We start from the raw sequence: 16,815 nt of genomic DNA on the forward strand, positions 1-16,815 counted from the left end.
TTAGCTATAATAATTAATTCAAATCACTTAAAAATATAGTTACCATAACTGGTATATATACTACACCAAAAAGCAGGGAAAGAAATACTGTGGTAGCAACTTTTTCTGGATAGAATTTTTGTAAACTGGCTATGACAATTACGTTTGCTGCCATAGGAGCAGTTGAAAGAAGCCTTAAAGCATTGTAATAATTCTCATCATACCATCCTAAAACAAACTTATCCAAAAGAATAAATATGTTAACCCCTAGTGGATAGAATAAAAATTTTGCCATGAAAGTAGCTAAAGTAAACTTTATGTCTATTTCAAACTTTTGCAAAGCTGAAAGAGCTAAACCAACCATAACCATACCAAGTATAGAAAATGCCCCCCGCATGTTATATATAAAATCATCTAGGAAATCAGGTAAAGTAAAACCAGCAAAACTAAATAAACAACCAAGTAAAAAACCGTTTAAAATTGGTAACTTTACAACCTTCAAGATACTTTCACTACTATTAGCAAAGCTCCTAGCACAAATATAAAAGCCTACTGATGATTCGAAAATATTTATTCCTATAACTGCCATCATATAGATGCTTAAAACATAATCATCAAAGAGAGTAGCGGCTATTGGCAGCATAAAATAACCACCATTAGCGGTACCTGCAGATAATGCTATAATGTTTCGTGTATGATCAAGCCAATATCGCCCGAAAAAATAGTAGGAAAATATTGATAACGCAGTGGCAATGAAAAAAACAACTACAGTAACGCTTAATGCTGATAAAGTCAAAGTAGTACTGGCGGGAATAGCAAAAAAAACAATAGGAGATATAAAATAGAATAACAAAGAAGCTATACTATCTCTCTCAACTTTAGAATATCTTCCTGCTAAAAAACCAATTACTACACTCAGTAATACAGAAATGGTTTTAAAAAAAACTATAGTAAAAATTGCCATGCTCTAAAAGCCAAAAGATATCAGATGCTGTTTTACTTAACCTTTTAGAAAATAGCAAATTTATTCTACAATTAACATAAATAAAGTACCTTTATTCACCTAATTCTTGTATAGCAAGACACAGATCTGCTAATTGAGTTCTATATTTTTGTTTACTAAGATAGCGACTATTTAATTTAAGATTTTCAAAATCTTTATTACTGGTAGGTAAATATTGACAAATCTGTACTAATTCCTCATCAGAAATAAAATGTCTCCTTGGTAAATCTATTGTACTGGCTTGTTCCTCCCGATAAGCTGCCATAATTTTCATTTTATGAATAAAAGACTCTGAATGATTATTGAATCTAACTTTTTGCCAAGCTTTTTGTACATTAATAATATAATTTTCAATATTAAGCAAAGATTTTATTTGCTTGTCATATTCGTTTTGTAAGTTATTATCTTGAATTATTTGTTGCAATACCTTGTAAATCGGCTCTAAATATTCAACATCTTTAATAGCATAATTTAACATATTAGCATTAATTGGACGCTTTAACCAATCAGACCGTTGGTAAGTTTTATCAATGTGAACTAAGCAAATTTTGCTACATATATCCGAATAACTCAAATATTTACCAAAATCACAAATACCAGCTGCAATTTGTATGTCAAAAACATTTTTTGGCAGTTTCTTAAATAAACGATAAAATATCTCGAAATCCTCTCTAGGGGCGTGAACTATTTTAAGAATTTTATCGTTCAGAAATATTTCGTTAATAGGAGAAAGATTCAAATTGCTCAAAGTGTCAATTATCACTTTATAACTACTGGCCATAATTTGAATTATGCTAAGCTGAGCAAAATAGGTATTTTTACGCAAGAACTCAGTATCAACACTTATAGCCTTACAATCCAATAACTGTCGACAGAATTTATTTAATGCTTTCTGATTATCAATAATAAGTATTTTTGAAGTATTAGTAATTAAATTGCTCCTATATAATAAACTTGGTATTTTTCTATACGCGAATTTGGGATAAGAATTTGTCAATTCTTATATACTCTTCTGTTTTGAAGAATTGTTTTTTGAAAATATCATGGATTCGCATGTGTAACTATACTATATGTATGCTACGCCTTCTCACCATTCATTTTCAAATCCAATTCTTCAAATCATTTGAGTATCCTAAATTCGGTGAAATTATATATTGCTTCGTCGACCTACGGTCTCCTCGCTAATAGACGTTTTATAGACGTATATGTCTATTAGCGAGCGAACGTATGTGAGCGTGGCAATCCATTTTGCTAAAAACATGATTTTAATCTTTTAAAATCATGTTTTTAGCTTTAGAAAGGTTTAAAATGTATTCGCGTTAACCGCTTTAAGAATGCATTTTTCCTTATATTAAAGCCAATTTTGGATAAGAACTAACTAATTCTTATCCAAAATTGGGGTTCTATGCTTTTTTGTGGTTAAAAGTAGCGTAACACTTTTACGCTACTTTGTCAAAGATGGAATCCTTAATTTATAAAACTCATCTTAAAATAAGTGTTTCATAAGTGCTACAATTAAAAAAACAATTAAGACATTTCAAGAAATAGATAATCAGAAGGCACCGTCAAGTTAAGTAAAATAGTATCAAAAAGAGCTATATTTTTAGATTTCAGGCAGCAAGAAGTCTTTGAGTGGCTTCGTCCCAAATGGATTTAGCTGATGCAAATGCAATTCTTTGCTCAATTGCTGTTTTACTATATCTTCCAACATTTACAGCAAATATATTTCTGACTTTTCCCATCAGTGATAATTTACAGTGGGCTGAATTAGGATGCTTAAATTTAATTAATATCTTCTCGTTGCGCCTAGTTGGTTGATGAGCATTCTCAACACGATTATTTAGTCTTTTATGAGTGCGATGCTCAGTTTTAGGGCACATAAGCTTAATCGGCTTAATGTAACTTCTGAGCTTATCAGTAACAATTACTCTTGGAGCTGGATAATGACCCAATAATTTTGATAAAAAACGAATAGCTGATTTTTTGTTACGACGCTTCTGCAGTAATACTTCTAATTCATGCCCCTCAGAGTCAACAGCTCTCCATAATATAAATACCTCGACTTTAATCTTAATATTCATCTCATCTAAATGCCATTTATCAGTTGGTTTCCTCTCTCGCTTGCTGATAACATCTTGAAAATAAACCGCAAATTTATTGCACCAAAATCTTACTGTCTCATGACATAAAATAATACCTCGATAGGCCATTTGTTCTTGTACATCTCTGTAACTATTATTGAATCGATGATATAACCATACTGCATGGCTAATAATGCTTACTGGAAAACGATGTCTCTTTGGGGATTGAATAATACACATAGCACTGAAATTTAGGTAACAATTGTCACTGATAATCTATAAATTATTCCCTACATTTGCTCAATACTTAATTTACATTTCTCTTAACTTGACGGTGCCCATCGTCTCCCTCGCTAAATAGGCGGTTCTTTGGCTAAAACCTTTCCAGTTTAGCTATAGCTTCGATTAATCCTTTAAATAAATTTAAATCTAAATCATTAGGGTTTAAATATTCAGGATGCCATTCTACTCCTATAACAAATTTGTGATTTATTGACTCAATTGCTTCAATTATTCCGTCCGGTGCTGTTGCTGCAACTTGGAGCTCCTTGCCTATTTTTCCTACTGCTTGATGATGGCTCGAGTTAACCATACAAGTTTGCTTATTTCCCGATAAGTTTGCAAGAATAGTGTTTGGTTCTATCGTTATAGAATGCGATAATGTATGTTTGGGGACAGGTTGCTCGTGGTTAATAACCGTAGCTACTCCTGCTTGTGACTTTATGTAATCAGGTATATGCTGGATAAGGTTGCCACCACATACTACATTTAACATCTGCATACCACGACATATTCCAAGGAATGGCATATTCTTTTCTAGAGCTTTTTGGATAAGTAGTAACTCAAAATTATCACGTTGCTCGTTGGTAGCTGTTCTATCACAAGTGAATTCTTGACCATAAAATTTAGGGTGAATATCCTCATCGCCACCGGGAATAATTAGCCCATCGATAATTGACAGCATCACTTCAATTGTATCATATTGATAGGGTAGCATTAAGGGGATTCCCCCAACTTTTATCACGCTATCTGCATAATTTTGTCTAATTGCATACCAAGGAAAAGGAGCATAGGCATACTTTTCAGAATTATTAGCCAAATCTAGAGTAATCCCTATTACTGGTTTTTTTTGTATCATATTAACCTTAGCGCTTTACCATGCGAGTACCACAAATCATGTCATGTAGAAACTTTTTCTCATTAGTACATATCATGCAGATAATACTTATAATCCCCAATATTACAGTACTACTTATTAGTGCTAATATAATAAATCTAATCAACGATTTTAAAAAGCTCATTCGATTATCATCCTCGTTTATGATCTTCATACCTAAAATATAGCAACCAAGAGTTGCTTGCATTGAAGATGACTCAAGTATTGGATCATATAATATTGTTAATGATAGTATTATTGATGTCGAAATGAAAGAATCGGATAGTGTATCGGCTAGTGGAAGGTTACTTAGTAGTATCATAATAATACAAATTAAAAGAAAAGTAATTAAGAAAATTCGATCCAAAACTACAGCAATAGATCTTCGCCAAAAGCCACAATAGATATATTCATTCATAAAATTAGTTTCCTTTCATGTGATGTTTCAAAAGTATGAAATGGTGGTGGAGATGATACTGACCATTCAAGGGTATCAGCCCCATCACCCCAAGGATTATTTGGGCATTTTTTGCCATATTTCATAGTATAAATAACAATAAATACAAAATAAAGAGCTGCAATAAATGAAATACTAGCTCCGATAGATGAAACCATATTCCAGCCGGCAAACGCATCCGGATAATCCGGTATTCTTCTTGGCATACCCGCTAATCCTAGAAAATGCTGAGGAAAGAATGTCAAATTAACGCCAATAAAGGTAATCCAAAAATGAATTTTACCCATCATTTCAGGATATTGCCGCCCTGACATTTTACCAAACCAATAATAGAACCCAGCAAATGCGGTAAATAAAGCCCCTAGCGACATAGTGTAATGGAAATGTGCTACAACATAATATGTATCATGTAAAATTCTGTCGATTGCTGAATTTGATAATATTATGCCGGTAACGCCGCCAATAGTAAATAGCAAGATAAACCCTATGGAAAACAACATAGGGGTTTCAAAAGTAATTGTTCCTCCCCACATTGTGGCAATCCAGCTAAAGATTTTGATACCAGTAGGTACAGCTATAATCATAGTACCAGCAGTAAAATATATTAATGCATTGTACGAAAGACCAACAGTAAACATATGGTGAGCCCAAACTATAAAGCCAACAAATCCTATAATTACCATAGCTACCACCATACCAAAATAACCGAATATTGGCTTACGGGAGAAAGTAGAGATGACCTGACTGACTATACCAAATCCCGGTAATACTACGATATATACTTCTGGATGACCAAAAAACCAAAATAAATGCTGAAATAACACTGGATCTCCGCCACCATCAGGCTTGAAAAAAGTAGTACCAAAATTTCGATCAGTCAGTAACATGGTTATTGCACCCCCTAACACAGGAATTGCTAGTATCAGCAAGAAGGCAGTAACCAAAATTGACCAAACAAATAAGGGCATTTCAAATAACCCCATACCATCAGTTCTCATATTAAAGATAGTGACAATCATATTAATTGAACCAAGAATGGAGGAAAGCCCTGTAAGATGTAAGCTTAAAATCGCCATATCGACAGCAGCCCCAGGATGCCCTACTAGACTACTTAGAGGAGGATACAGTGTCCAGCCAGTACCAGCTCCTCCATCAACCAAACCTGACAGCATTAATAATATAAAAGCAGGGACAAGTAGCCAAAAACTTATATTATTTAGCCTAGGAAAAGCCATATCCGGGGCACCTATTAAAATTGGTACAAAGTAATTACCCAATCCACCAAATAAAGCTGGCATAATCATGAAAAATACCATAATTATAGCATGAGCGGTAATTAATACATTGTATAGCTGATAATTACCACCTAGTAGATGCCCGCCGGGTACTGCTAGTTCTAACCTAAAAATAACAGAAAATAATCCACCAACAAGCCCAGCAAATATGGCGAATATAATATACATTACGCCAATATCTTTGTGATTAGTAGAAAAAATCCATCTTTGTAACCCCTTAGGGGTTTCGTGATGATCAGATATTACTTCTGCAAGAGGTCTAATAGAGGCTTTAGCTTTAAGTGTCATAATGGTTACTATTTACATTCTTTAAGTTGATCAATATCTGCACCTACTATGACTTCGATATTTCTAGTAATTTTATCATAATCCCAGTCCCACCATTTTATTTGTGCTAATTTGTCTACTATGTCTTCTGAGAATCTTTTTCTAATAATTCTACTAAGGATTACCTACAGCTATAGAATAGGGTGGTACATCCTTGGTGACCACTGAATATGCTCCGATAATTGCTCCGTCTCCTATTGTTACTCCTGGCATAATGACTGAATTCATACCAAACCACACATCATTACCAACTATTGTACTTCTAGCTTTGTTGCAAGTTGGAGTATAATTATTCCAACCTTCAAAAATAAAAAACGGATAAGTAGAAAAACCATCCATGAGATGGTTTACATCATCCATGATGAAGGTAGTTCCTTTGGCAATAGCACAAAACTTACCGATAATTAATTTACACTGATGACAACCTATAACATTATTACGTTCAAACTGTTCTGGATAGTGGCTATCATGATAGTAACTATAATCACCTACCATTATGTTAGGATTATGAATAAAATGTTTTAAAAATATAGTTTCTTTAACCTGTTTTGCGTAAAGATGGGGATAATACTTGTTGAAATGTACCATAGTAACTCTTTTATTTAATTTATTTGAAGGCTAATTTTTTGTTAGTCTTCATATTCATAGAGAATTTTGACTTTACCATAATCAACCAGTTTTGAAATTCTTCCTTGCTTACCACTTCAATGGCAATCGGCATAAAACCGTGATTAACACCGCAAAGTTCTGAACACTGACCATAATACACGCCTTTTTTGCTAATTTTAGTCCAAGTTTCATTGATTCTTCCAGGAACGGCATCGATCTTTATACCTAATGCTGGTACTGCAAAGCTATGTATAACATCTCCTGCGGTAATTAAAAATTTCACAGTTGTATTTTCTGGTATAATAATACGGTTATCAACTTCTAATAATCTTTTCTGACCAGGTTTTAAGTTTTCATCAGTAATTAAATAACTATCAAATTCAATATTCTCATGATCAGGGTAGATATAGTGCCAATACCATTGATATCCTATAACTTTAACCGTCATGTCTATCTCAGGGATTTTTTCTGCAAAACGTAAAATACGAAATGATGGTATGGCAATAATAACTAAAATTATTATAGGGATTATCGTCCAAATAACTTCAATTAAGATATTATGAGAGAATTTTGCTGGAATAGGGTTGGATTGTGCATTAAATCTAATACAAACATAGACTAGTAGAATGGTAATAAAGACAACTATTCCTCCTGATATTAACAGTAGGAAATTGTGAAACCCGTGAAGCTCTTCCATAAGAGGGCTTGCTGGAGTTTGTAACAGCATTTGCCACGCCTGAGGTTCTGATGCGAAGCAATCGTGAGCAAATAAAAGACATAAAATTACAAATTTTTTCATATTTGGTATTAGTGGGTTTGATTCTATGTGTTATACTTAGCTAGTATAAAACGATATGCAGTTTTATTAAAGTAAAAAATGACTCTAATGTTGGAAAAGCTTGAAGAATTTATCATTGACTTTAAGCTGCCTTCTGATACGATTTGGTTCAAAATGATTTAAGATTACAATATGGCTGGTCATTCAAAATTTAAAAATATTCAACACCGAAAAGGTGCACAAGATAAGAAAAGAGCAAAAGTTTTTACTAAGCTAATTAGAGAAATTATCACTGCTGCTAAAATGGGAACTGATGTAAGCAATAATCCACGCCTGCGGAATAGCATAGCTGCAGCACGCAGTCAGAATTTGCCAAAGGATCGAATAGATAAGGCAATAAGTGCAGCAAGTGATTCGAATAATAACGAAAATTATGCAGAGATTAGATATGAAGGCTTTGCTCCTGGTGGGATTGCGATAATAATAGAGGCTTTAACTGATAATAAAAATCGTACGGCTGCGGAAATTAGAGCAGCTTTTAGCAAATTTGGTGGTAATTTAGGTGAAACTGGAAGTAGCAGTTATATGTTTGATCATCTTGGAGTAATACAATATCCGGCAAATTTAGCAACAACAGAAGCTATGTTTGACAGTAGCCTAGAGGCTGGGGCAAAAGATGTGATTTCTGAAGAAGATACATATTTAATCTACACGGATATTGAGAACTTTATGCAAGCTGTTGATTTTCTGACCAATAAATATGGACATCCTGAAGAATCTTACGTAGGTTGGGTGCCTAAAAATACCATAATTATAGAAGATAATGATAAAGCAGAGAAGCTATTAAAATTAGTGGATATTTTAGAAGAAATCGATGACGTACAAAAAGTTTTTGGTAATTAGGAATTATCTGATGCAATTTATCAAGCTATGAAGGACATTTAATATGGATTGCCAAATTATTATTTTAGCTGCCGGTAATGGGAGAAGAATGGAATCTTCGTTACCAAAAGTAATGCACGAAGTTGGTGGTAGACCTATGCTTGATAGGGTGATAACAAATGCTAACAAAGTGACTAACGATATCATTTTAGTTCGTTCATTGCAATTAGAAGAATATACCTCTTCTTATAAGGATGTTTGTAAATTTGCATTACAGCTAGAACCTCTTGGTACTGCTCATGCAGTATATACTGCTTTAGACTTAGTTGATGACAATAAAATTGTAGCAGTGCTTTACGGAGATAATCCTTTAATCACCGCAAATATTATTAACGATTTATTAGACCACCTAATTTCTACAAATTCAGCCATTACAACGTTATGCTTTAGACGTGATAACCCGGGGCAATATGGACGAATAGTTACTGATGAACTAGGATATTTCTTAAAAATTGTGGAATTTAAAGAGGCAACAAGTGCAGAACAAGCTATAATAATTTGTAATTCTGGTATTATGGCTTTTGAAGCTGGTATATTAAAAAAATATCTACCTACTATTTTTTTAGGTAAGGTTGATAGATCAAAAGAGTTATATTTGACAGCCCTTGTAAAAATAGCTAAGGATAGCGGAGAAAAAGTATCATATTTGCTATCTTCAGACCACGACATAGTGCTTGGAGTAAATACTAAACAGGAGCTAGAAGAAGCTAATAAAACTATTGCTAAGTTAATGGGAAGGTAATACACACAAAATTCTTCAACGTAACTTAGCGTGTGCAATCACAATGATTTTACGCATTAATGCTACCATCGCCACCATTTTCTTTTTTCCTCTATTGATCAATTCTTCATAAAATACCTTCAGTTCAGAGTTAGAATTTCTAGCAGCCATAGCAGCTACAAACAACATAGGTCTAATACTAATTGCAATAATGAACACGGTGTTATAAAATGGGTTTTTAACTGATAAATAGGTACTCAAATAGCTAGGTTAATATTACCGCAAGGTTTTGAAGGTCATGATTTTATAAAAATGATGAAACATGAGCCGCATGGTCGAAATCGTATACGTTTATTGGCGATGTATCACCTTCAATTAGGCAAATCTTTTAAAGCCATATCTGAAATAGTGAAGTCACACTGGAAAACCGTGCAATCATGGCTCAGAAGATTTAGGAATCATGGTTTTGAAGGATTATTTGAATCACAAAGAAGCGGTGCCCCTAGGAAGATTAACACTATACAAGAATCTGCTCTTTTTGATAAAATCAATACGCTCAGTAAAAGTAAAACTGGTGGGTATATAACTGGAAAAGAGCTACATATCATGTTACTTGAGGAATATGGTGCTAAATGTGCTTTAAAAACAGTCTACAATACTATGTGCACCGCCTTGGTTTTAGCTGGATTACTTCTCGTTCAATGCATCCAAAGTCAAATCAAGAGACTCAAAATAGATATAAAAAAACTTTCCAGACATGTTAACAAAATTATTAGCAAAAAATATCGATAGATGTAAAGTTGATATATGGTCTCAGGATGAAACTAGAGTTGGGCAACAGGCAACAGCAATTTATTTCAACATATATTTACGGAGCTGCTTGCCATGAGACAGGAGAAGCTTGTGCATTAATTTTACCATATGCAAACACACAGGCAATGAATAAATTCTTAGAAGAGCTTTCTCGCAGTATTCAAGGCAACCGACATATAGCTTTACTAACGGATAATGCAGGTTGGCACACAGCCAAAAAACTAACTGTGCCAAGCAATATCACTTTGATACCGCTTCCGCCCTATGCACCGGAACTTAATGCAATGGAACAAGTTTGGGAATGGATTAAAAATCATTTCTTGTCTAACCAATGTTATGGTGTATATGAAGATATCGTTACTATGGCTTGTTACGCTTGGAATCAACTTGCTCATAATGTAGATTTAGTAAAATCAATTATGTATAGAGATTGGATAAATACACCGTGTTAATTATTGCAATTGGTATTATTATGTTACCATTTTTAGTGGATTGTAATATAACACAAGTTTCTTCAAAGGATTGGATATTGCTATTAGTCAACGCTCTGTTGATGCTTTTACATCAAATATTATTAAATAAGGGATTAGAAATTGGTTTAGCTACTGAAATGAGTATACTAGCTTATAGTAGCGTTGTATTTTCTTTAATTTTAAGTGTAGTTATATGGCAGGAAATACCAGATAATTTTTCGATTATTGGGGCAATAATAATAATCTTAAGTGGAATATATATATCTAGGAGACAAAAATCGTAAGCAAAAAGTAGAGTAAGATGAATATATCTATTAGTTTATGCTTTTGCAGGGATAACATTGGTGAATTTTAGATATCCTCAAGACTACTAACGTCTAACAAGTAGTAAATGAAGCTTTACAAATTGGCAACATTTGTAGTATAAGAGCCTAGGATTAAATTATTTAAAGAATTATAAAAATGAATATTCATGAATACCAAGCAAAGATGATTTTGAGGCAATATGGTATACCTACTTCTACAGGAGTTGTAATATTGCAAAAAGAAGATATCGATAGGCTAATTGATGGTTTAGAAGCAGAAATATATGTGGTTAAAGCCCAAATCCACGCAGGTGGTAGGGGAAAAGCTGGGGGTGTAAAAGTTGTAAGAACTAAAGAAGAGGCAAAGAAAGCAGCACACGCAATGTTTGGCATTAACTTAGTAACTCATCAGACGTCAGCTATTGGGCAAAAGGTTCGCTATCTCTATGTTGAATCTGGGTGTGATATTTTAAAAGAATATTATTTTAGTGTCGTTTTTGATCGTAGTAATAGCAAGGTAACTTTTATAGCTTCTACTGAAGGTGGGGTAGATATAGAAGAAGTTGCTCATAATACTCCAGAGAAAATTATTAAAGTATCAGTTGAACCTGCAACAGGCATACAGCCATTTCATTGTCGTAGAATGGCATACAAGCTTGGTTTTAAGAATGAGCAGGCAAAACAAATGATGAAAATTGTTGAATCAACCTATCGAGCTTTTATAGCAACTGATGCTAACCAAATTGAAATTAATCCATTAATAACAAAAGCTGATGGTAGTTTATTGGCACTTGATGCCAAGATTAACTTTGATGATAATGGATTATTTAAACATCCTGATATTTTAAATATGCGGGATGATGAAGAAGAAGATGCTCTTGAAATAAAAGCAGCTAGCCTTGGTCTTAGTTATGTTAAGATGGATGGTACTATTGGTTGTATGGTGAATGGGGCTGGGCTAGCTATGGCTACAATGGATATTATCAAGCTTTATGGTGCTGAACCGGCAAACTTTTTAGATGTTGGTGGTGGGGCTGATCGTGAGAAAGTAACGGAAGCACTAAAAATAATTTTAGCAGATTCACATGTACAAGGGGTTTTAGTTAATATTTTTGGTGGTATAATGCGTTGTGATATAATAGCCGAAGGCATTATTGCTGCAGTGAAAGAGATTGGCATTACAGTTCCACTGGTTGTACGTTTAGCTGGAACCAATTTTGAATTAGGTAAAAATATTTTAGCAAATTCTGGTTTAAAAATAATTGCTGCAAATGATTTAGGTGATGCTGCTGTTAAGATCGTCGATGCAGTAAAATAATTCATATAAAAATACGGAAAATGCATATATGTCAATATTAGTTGATAAAAATACAAAAGTAATTTGCCAAGGTTTTACTGGCACTCAAGGGACTTTTCATTCTGAGCAGGCAATCAGTTATGGTACTAAAATGGTAGGAGGGGTAACTCCTGGAAAAGGTGGCAATACTCATCTAGATCTACCTGTATATAATACAGTACATGAGGCAGTTGCAAAAACTAAGGCTACTGCCAGCGTTATTTATGTTCCACCACCTTTTGCTGCTGATTCAATTTTGGAAGCTATAGATGCAGGAATTAGTTTGGTAGTGTGTATTACAGAGGGAATACCGATACTTGATATGATAAAGGTCAAAAGGGCATTAATCGGATCAAAAACTAGATTAATTGGGCCAAATTGTCCTGGCATTATTACTCCTGATGAATGCAAAATCGGCATAATGCCTGGTTATATTCATAAGAGAGGCAGGGTAGGAATTATATCCCGGTCCGGTACTTTGACTTATGAAGCAGTAGCACAGACTACAGATTTTGGTCTTGGTCAATCTACCTGTATTGGTATTGGTGGAGATCCAGTTAACGGCACTGATTTTGTTGATTGTATTGAAATGTTTTTACAAGATGATGAAACAGAATCGATTATTATGATTGGTGAAATAGGAGGGGATGCTGAGGAAAAGGCTGCTGAATTAATAAAAAGCTCAAAGATTAAAAAGCCAATAGTTACTTTCATTGCTGGTGTTACTGCTCCTGAAGGTAAAAGAATGGGGCATGCTGGTGCAATTATTTCTAATGGACAGGGTTCAGCTGAAGATAAGTTGGAGGCATTGCAAAGTGCGGGTGTTACTATCACTAGATCGCCAGCTGATATTGGTAAAACTATGTTTGAACTATTAAAGAAGCTCTAAACCTTAGAGGTAATAACTGCAAAAGCTACAGAAATTGGGTAATCGTCTGAAATGGACAAGTGAATTTTGATTTGTCCAAATTTGTTTGGATTTTCAGGATGACAAATTTGGACAAAGGGCTTGCCTAAGGCATCATTTAGTATAGAGATGTCTTTAAATCGTAAACCCCGCCCAATTCCGATACCAAGGGCTTTGCTAACTGCCTCTTTCGCAGCAAACCTTTTTGCCACAAAACCACCATATTGGTCTTTGCTTAGAGAAGTTAGCTTTTGTATTTCCGTTTTAGAAAGAATTATGTTTACAAAACGCTGGTCATATAGGTTTAATATCCTTTCTATTCTTGGAATTTGTACTATATCTGTACCAACACCAATAATCATTTTTGTTCATCATCACTAGCATTATCATCAAATATTTGATCATCTAAATCAGAGTAGTCTTCAGTAACACAAAGATCTGAGCCGGTTGGTAAATAATCAAACTCTTCTACAGCAGTATCAAGGGAAGCATCAGTATTTTCTTCATCAATAGGATCGATTCTGCTTTTTGTTCGAAGACGTTTTAATAATTGTGCCTTTAGGGCTGGAATCGTTATATGGCCAGCAGCTATTTCACGTAATGCCAGTACAGTTGCCTTATCGCCTTTCACGTTATTAATAGTCATTTTACTACCAGAATTTATATCATTTGCTCTTTGAGCAGCTAAAGCTACAAGCTTAAATCTATCGTGAATCTTTCCAACACAATCTTCAATCGTTATCCTAGCCATAATACTCTCTTTTTAATTTTATAAGATATATATACAATAACGGATCAGTATAAAGTATAATTAGTAGATTTCAAGAATAGAATTTTCATTGCCTCTCTAGGGTAGTTTAAAAATCATAGATACAGGTGGAAAGATGTAAGGACACTACAAAGAATTGGGGAAAATATTATGTTTTTTTGAGCATTTCTTTATATAGATCTAAGGTTTTACTAAGCATTAAATCAAGGGAAAAATTATCGATGACTGCTTTTCTTGCTGCTTGTTGTATTTTGTTACCTTCATTGGTTTTGAGTATAGATAAGCAATGTTCGATTTTTTCTGCTAAATCAACAGCATCGTTTGGTTTGACATGAAATCCAGTTTTTTTATCTAATATTGTTTCAATAGCTCCACCTATATTTGTAGCAATTACTAGCTTTTCCATTGATTGTCCTTCAGTTATAGTGCGACCAAATGCTTCTGGCTCAATTGAAGTAGATATTACTATATCTGAAACACCGTAAAGGCTGAGCATATCAGCTTCATTACCAAAAATTTGAATTTTACTTTGTAGCTTCAATAAGTTTATAAGAGATTTTACTCGATTGGTAAAATTGGGATGTTTGGATAAATCTCCAACCATTAGACAGTAGAAATCTAGATGTTTTAATTTGCCAAGTGCTTCAACAAGGGTAAGATGCCCCTTCCAACTGGTCATTCTTGATGGTAACAATATTATAGGAGTATTGTTAGATATACCGTATTTCTTTTTATGTTTTAGTAACTTTTCTTCTGTAACATTTTTTGGATCAAAATAACTATAATCTACCCCTCGATATATTACAACAATTTGATCTTCTAGGATTTGATAATTAATTAATATATGGTGTTTTACAAAATTAGACACAGCTATGATCTTTTCGCCTTTGACTATGACGCTATTATAAAAATGTTTGAAAGGATTCGAGATGTTGTAAATTCCGTGGAATGTGGTTAAGAATTTAGTGCCTGTAGCCTTTGCCGCCATATAACAACTCCAAGCTGGAGCTCTCGATCTTGCATGTACTATATCTACGTTATATTCCTTAATTATTTCTGACAGAATTCTTGCGTTTTTCCATATTGTCAAAGGATTTTTCGTAGCACTATTCATAGAAATATGTGGCACTCCTGCTGCCACTAATTCTTCAACCAATGAACCACCAGATGAGACTACAATAACATTATAATCAACTTTTTTTAACATTTTAGCCACTTCAATTGTTCCTCGCTCTACTCCACCAGAGAATAAAGCTGGAACTACTTGCAAAATGGTGGGTTTATGATATCGTTTGGGTGAATCTGATGAAATCATTAATCTTTTACGTAATTAATTTAAATGCATAAAATATATAATACAGAAAAGAAAAGATTTATCACTTACAATCATCACAAAAGTAGCAAAAAAAATATGCCATCGGTAATTTTTTTGCATGGCTTGATGTCGGGTATGAATGGTAAAAAGGCTATATTTCTTGAGAATTACTGTAAAAAACGTGATTATAATTTTATCACATTTGATAATTTTGGTCATGGAGAATCATCAGGTAGATTTCGAGATGAAACGATTGGATCTTGGCTTACAGGGGTTGAACTAGTTTTAAATAAACTTGTAATGCAACCAGCTATTATCATAGGCTCCAGCATGGGTGGTTGGTTAGCCATTCTTGCTGCTATAAAATTTCCTAGTAAAGTTTGTGGTCTTGTTTGTATTGCTCCTGTCCTAGATTTTACAGAAACTATTTGGCAAAACTTAACTGAAATGCAAAAAACACAAATGCAACAACAAAAATACCTTGAGATTAGTGGGCGTAATTGCAACGATAAATATCCAATAAGTTATCAATTAATACTCGAAGCTAGAAATCACTTGTTACTAAATTCAAATAGTATTAATCTTAAGGGAGCTATACATTTAATTCACGGGATGCTAGATGAGGACGTACCTTATACCATCTCAAATAACCTTGCAGAAAAAATTACTAGTGACATGGTAGTGATAAAATTGATAAAAGATGGAGTTCATACTCTTGTACGAGAATCAGAATTAGCTATAATAGCTAATTCTTTGGAAGAAATAATAAACTTATCATTAGAACGATGAATAAACATATATTTGCTAAAATAACTAAAGTTTCCGATTTTTTAAAGATATCGGAAGTAATAGATAAATTAGATCAAGATAGCTTGGTGCTTTTTGATGTAGATGACGTACTTATCATGGATCAAGATGAATATCGCTTAACTCATCCTTATAGGCGGCAGTGGCGTGCTGAAAGCAAAAACCGTCTTACGAGAGAAGAAAGGCATCTTTTATACAGTATTATTTTAAAAAATCGTACTATTCGCTTAGTGGACTATAATATAACTGATATACTAGGTAGATTATGGGAGATGCAAGTCCCAACTGCTGCTCTGACCAAATTATACACAGGGAAATTTGGTGTTATTGAGGATTTTACCAATTGGCGTCTTACAGAGCTTAAAGGGATAAATATAGATTTTATGAAATCTACTCCGATAAAAGAGGAAATATTAGTTGATGAATTACATATTAGGGGTGGTATGCCAACGATGAAAGAAGGTGTGATTCTTACAGCCGATGTTGATAAAGGTGCAGTATTAGAGAATATTTTACATAGAAAAAACTACTATCCTACAACAATAATATTTGTTGATGATATTTTAGAAAATATTGAGTCAGTGGCAAAAATATGTAGCAAATTACAGATTAATTTTTATGGTTTTGAATTTGACGGAGCTTCTTTGATCCCGGAAACAGAACTAGATGAAAAAAGTGAAAAAATTCGTTTTGAGATTTTAGAGAAGGAACATCGTTGGATAACAGATTTAAAACTATAATT

General features: G+C 33.7%; 21 protein-coding genes and 1 pseudogene. 10 read left to right on the top strand and 12 right to left on the bottom strand.

From position 1 onward, the window contains the following. Positions 1-13: 13 nt before the first annotated feature. The 8 genes and pseudogenes from ACFE3K_RS04490 to coxB all read right to left on the bottom strand — a co-directional run bounded on the left by ACFE3K_RS04490 (position 14) and on the right by coxB (position 7,706). Complete coding sequence (locus tag ACFE3K_RS04490) at positions 14-943, bottom strand: AEC family transporter (RefSeq protein WP_375358416.1); 930 nt, start codon at positions 941-943, stop codon at positions 14-16. A gap of 91 nt (positions 944-1,034) precedes the next feature. Further along, complete coding sequence (locus ACFE3K_RS04495; protein ID WP_375359482.1) at positions 1,035-1,895, bottom strand: ribonuclease D; 861 nt, start codon at positions 1,893-1,895, stop codon at positions 1,035-1,037. 697 nt (positions 1,896-2,592) lie between these two features. Next, the gene (locus ACFE3K_RS04500; RefSeq protein ID WP_375358417.1) at positions 2,593-3,303 is read right to left on the bottom strand and encodes an IS6 family transposase; all 711 of its coding nucleotides are present in this window, start codon (positions 3,301-3,303) and stop codon (positions 2,593-2,595) included. A gap of 133 nt (positions 3,304-3,436) precedes the next feature. Beyond that, a complete protein-coding gene (locus ACFE3K_RS04505; protein ID WP_341756029.1) occupies positions 3,437-4,198 on the bottom strand; it encodes a gamma-glutamyl-gamma-aminobutyrate hydrolase family protein in 762 nt (253 codons plus the stop codon). Positions 4,199-4,208: 10 nt separating this feature from the next. Beyond that, a complete protein-coding gene (locus ACFE3K_RS04510; protein ID WP_375358418.1) occupies positions 4,209-4,637 on the bottom strand; it encodes an RDD family protein in 429 nt (142 codons plus the stop codon). Next, positions 4,634-6,259 carry a cytochrome c oxidase subunit I gene (gene ctaD, locus ACFE3K_RS04515; RefSeq protein ID WP_375358419.1) on the bottom strand — a complete coding sequence of 542 codons (1,626 nt, stop codon included), beginning with the start codon at positions 6,257-6,259 and terminating at the stop codon, positions 4,634-4,636. The genes ACFE3K_RS04510 and ctaD overlap by 4 nt, the downstream gene beginning before the upstream one ends. A gap of 8 nt (positions 6,260-6,267) precedes the next feature. After that, positions 6,268-6,886 (bottom strand): annotated as a pseudogene (locus ACFE3K_RS04520) (CatB-related O-acetyltransferase). 19 nt (positions 6,887-6,905) lie between these two features. Beyond that, positions 6,906-7,706, bottom strand: a complete 801-nt coding sequence (gene coxB, locus ACFE3K_RS04525) for a cytochrome c oxidase subunit II (RefSeq protein ID WP_375358420.1) — start codon at positions 7,704-7,706, stop codon at positions 6,906-6,908. A gap of 171 nt (positions 7,707-7,877) precedes the next feature. Here coxB and ACFE3K_RS04530 point away from each other — a divergent pair, with 171 nt between their 5' ends. Both ACFE3K_RS04530 and ACFE3K_RS04535 read left to right on the top strand, forming a co-directional pair. Next, positions 7,878-8,588, top strand: a complete 711-nt coding sequence (locus ACFE3K_RS04530) for a YebC/PmpR family DNA-binding transcriptional regulator (RefSeq protein ID WP_375358421.1) — start codon at positions 7,878-7,880, stop codon at positions 8,586-8,588. A 43-nt stretch (positions 8,589-8,631) separates the two neighbouring features. After that, a complete protein-coding gene (locus ACFE3K_RS04535) occupies positions 8,632-9,369 on the top strand; it encodes a sugar phosphate nucleotidyltransferase (protein WP_375358422.1) in 738 nt (245 codons plus the stop codon). Between the two features lie 15 nt (positions 9,370-9,384). Here the strand turns inward: ACFE3K_RS04535 and ACFE3K_RS04540 are convergent, their stop codons facing one another. After that, positions 9,385-9,567 (bottom strand): hypothetical protein, encoded by a 183-nt coding sequence (locus tag ACFE3K_RS04540; protein WP_375358423.1) that lies wholly within the window; start codon positions 9,565-9,567, stop codon positions 9,385-9,387. 93 nt (positions 9,568-9,660) lie between these two features. On the opposite strand from ACFE3K_RS04540, the gene ACFE3K_RS04545 reads away from it, so the two are divergent. From ACFE3K_RS04545 to sucD, 6 genes are all read left to right on the top strand, one after another. Continuing rightward, entirely contained in the window at positions 9,661-10,140 is a 480-nt protein-coding gene (locus ACFE3K_RS04545; protein ID WP_375358424.1) for a helix-turn-helix domain-containing protein, read from the top strand. Beyond that, entirely contained in the window at positions 10,106-10,237 is a 132-nt protein-coding gene (locus ACFE3K_RS04550) for a hypothetical protein (protein ID WP_375358425.1), read from the top strand. The genes ACFE3K_RS04545 and ACFE3K_RS04550 overlap by 35 nt, the downstream gene beginning before the upstream one ends. Then, the gene (locus ACFE3K_RS04555; RefSeq protein ID WP_375359483.1) at positions 10,179-10,613 is read left to right on the top strand and encodes an IS630 family transposase; all 435 of its coding nucleotides are present in this window, start codon (positions 10,179-10,181) and stop codon (positions 10,611-10,613) included. Before ACFE3K_RS04550 ends, ACFE3K_RS04555 begins: the two co-directional genes overlap by 59 nt. Continuing rightward, positions 10,607-10,918 carry an EamA family transporter gene (locus ACFE3K_RS04560; RefSeq protein WP_375358426.1) on the top strand — a complete coding sequence of 104 codons (312 nt, stop codon included), beginning with the start codon at positions 10,607-10,609 and terminating at the stop codon, positions 10,916-10,918. The genes ACFE3K_RS04555 and ACFE3K_RS04560 overlap by 7 nt, the downstream gene beginning before the upstream one ends. Before the next feature lie 178 nt (positions 10,919-11,096). Continuing rightward, complete coding sequence (sucC, locus tag ACFE3K_RS04565) at positions 11,097-12,257, top strand: ADP-forming succinate--CoA ligase subunit beta (RefSeq protein WP_375358427.1); 1,161 nt, start codon at positions 11,097-11,099, stop codon at positions 12,255-12,257. 28 nt (positions 12,258-12,285) lie between these two features. Next, positions 12,286-13,164 carry a succinate--CoA ligase subunit alpha gene (sucD, locus tag ACFE3K_RS04570; protein WP_375358428.1) on the top strand — a complete coding sequence of 293 codons (879 nt, stop codon included), beginning with the start codon at positions 12,286-12,288 and terminating at the stop codon, positions 13,162-13,164. On the opposite strand, the gene acpS is transcribed toward sucD, so the two are convergent. The 3 genes from acpS to ACFE3K_RS04585 form a co-directional block, all read right to left on the bottom strand. Further along, on the bottom strand, positions 13,161-13,544 hold the full coding sequence (acpS, locus tag ACFE3K_RS04575) for a holo-ACP synthase (RefSeq protein ID WP_375358429.1): 384 nt from the start codon (positions 13,542-13,544) through the stop codon (positions 13,161-13,163). The two genes, sucD and acpS, sit on opposite strands and share 4 nt — an antisense overlap. Then, a complete protein-coding gene (gene rpoZ, locus ACFE3K_RS04580) occupies positions 13,541-13,933 on the bottom strand; it encodes a DNA-directed RNA polymerase subunit omega (protein ID WP_375358430.1) in 393 nt (130 codons plus the stop codon). The genes acpS and rpoZ overlap by 4 nt, the downstream gene beginning before the upstream one ends. A 166-nt stretch (positions 13,934-14,099) precedes the next feature. Further along, entirely contained in the window at positions 14,100-15,266 is a 1,167-nt protein-coding gene (locus ACFE3K_RS04585; RefSeq protein ID WP_375358431.1) for a glycosyltransferase family 4 protein, read from the bottom strand. Positions 15,267-15,290: 24 nt separating this feature from the next. Between ACFE3K_RS04585 and ACFE3K_RS04590 the strand changes: the two genes are divergently transcribed. Both ACFE3K_RS04590 and ACFE3K_RS04595 read left to right on the top strand, forming a co-directional pair. Further along, entirely contained in the window at positions 15,291-16,055 is a 765-nt protein-coding gene (locus tag ACFE3K_RS04590; RefSeq protein ID WP_375358432.1) for an alpha/beta hydrolase, read from the top strand. Next, positions 16,052-16,813 (top strand): DUF2608 domain-containing protein, encoded by a 762-nt coding sequence (locus tag ACFE3K_RS04595; RefSeq protein ID WP_375358433.1) that lies wholly within the window; start codon positions 16,052-16,054, stop codon positions 16,811-16,813. Before ACFE3K_RS04590 ends, ACFE3K_RS04595 begins: the two co-directional genes overlap by 4 nt. Positions 16,814-16,815 lie beyond the last annotated feature (2 nt).

Source organism: Candidatus Tisiphia endosymbiont of Neophilaenus lineatus (genome assembly GCF_964264975.1).
Taxonomy (GTDB): domain Bacteria; phylum Pseudomonadota; class Alphaproteobacteria; order Rickettsiales; family Rickettsiaceae; genus Tisiphia.

Excerpts from the sequence above, each read along its gene's own strand:
- ACFE3K_RS04500 (WP_375358417.1), bottom strand. The coding sequence starts at position 3,303 with ATGTGTATTATTCAATCCCCAAAGAGACATCGTTTTCCAGTAAGCATT.
- rpoZ (WP_375358430.1), bottom strand. The coding sequence starts at position 13,933 with ATGGCTAGGATAACGATTGAAGATTGTGTTGGAAAGATTCACGATAGA.
- ACFE3K_RS04550 (WP_375358425.1), top strand. The coding sequence starts at position 10,106 with ATGTTAACAAAATTATTAGCAAAAAATATCGATAGATGTAAAGTTGAT.
- ACFE3K_RS04490 (WP_375358416.1), bottom strand. The coding sequence starts at position 943 with ATGGCAATTTTTACTATAGTTTTTTTTAAAACCATTTCTGTATTACTG.
- sucC (WP_375358427.1), top strand. The coding sequence starts at position 11,097 with ATGAATATTCATGAATACCAAGCAAAGATGATTTTGAGGCAATATGGT.
- ACFE3K_RS04510 (WP_375358418.1), bottom strand. The coding sequence starts at position 4,637 with ATGAATGAATATATCTATTGTGGCTTTTGGCGAAGATCTATTGCTGTA.
- ACFE3K_RS04585 (WP_375358431.1), bottom strand. The coding sequence starts at position 15,266 with ATGATTTCATCAGATTCACCCAAACGATATCATAAACCCACCATTTTG.
- ACFE3K_RS04530 (WP_375358421.1), top strand. The coding sequence starts at position 7,878 with ATGGCTGGTCATTCAAAATTTAAAAATATTCAACACCGAAAAGGTGCA.
- ACFE3K_RS04545 (WP_375358424.1), top strand. The coding sequence starts at position 9,661 with ATGATGAAACATGAGCCGCATGGTCGAAATCGTATACGTTTATTGGCG.
- ctaD (WP_375358419.1), bottom strand. The coding sequence starts at position 6,259 with ATGACACTTAAAGCTAAAGCCTCTATTAGACCTCTTGCAGAAGTAATA.
- acpS (WP_375358429.1), bottom strand. The coding sequence starts at position 13,544 with ATGATTATTGGTGTTGGTACAGATATAGTACAAATTCCAAGAATAGAA.
- ACFE3K_RS04535 (WP_375358422.1), top strand. The coding sequence starts at position 8,632 with ATGGATTGCCAAATTATTATTTTAGCTGCCGGTAATGGGAGAAGAATG.
- coxB (WP_375358420.1), bottom strand. The coding sequence starts at position 7,706 with ATGAAAAAATTTGTAATTTTATGTCTTTTATTTGCTCACGATTGCTTC.
- ACFE3K_RS04590 (WP_375358432.1), top strand. The coding sequence starts at position 15,291 with ATGCATAAAATATATAATACAGAAAAGAAAAGATTTATCACTTACAAT.
- sucD (WP_375358428.1), top strand. The coding sequence starts at position 12,286 with ATGTCAATATTAGTTGATAAAAATACAAAAGTAATTTGCCAAGGTTTT.
- ACFE3K_RS04595 (WP_375358433.1), top strand. The coding sequence starts at position 16,052 with ATGAATAAACATATATTTGCTAAAATAACTAAAGTTTCCGATTTTTTA.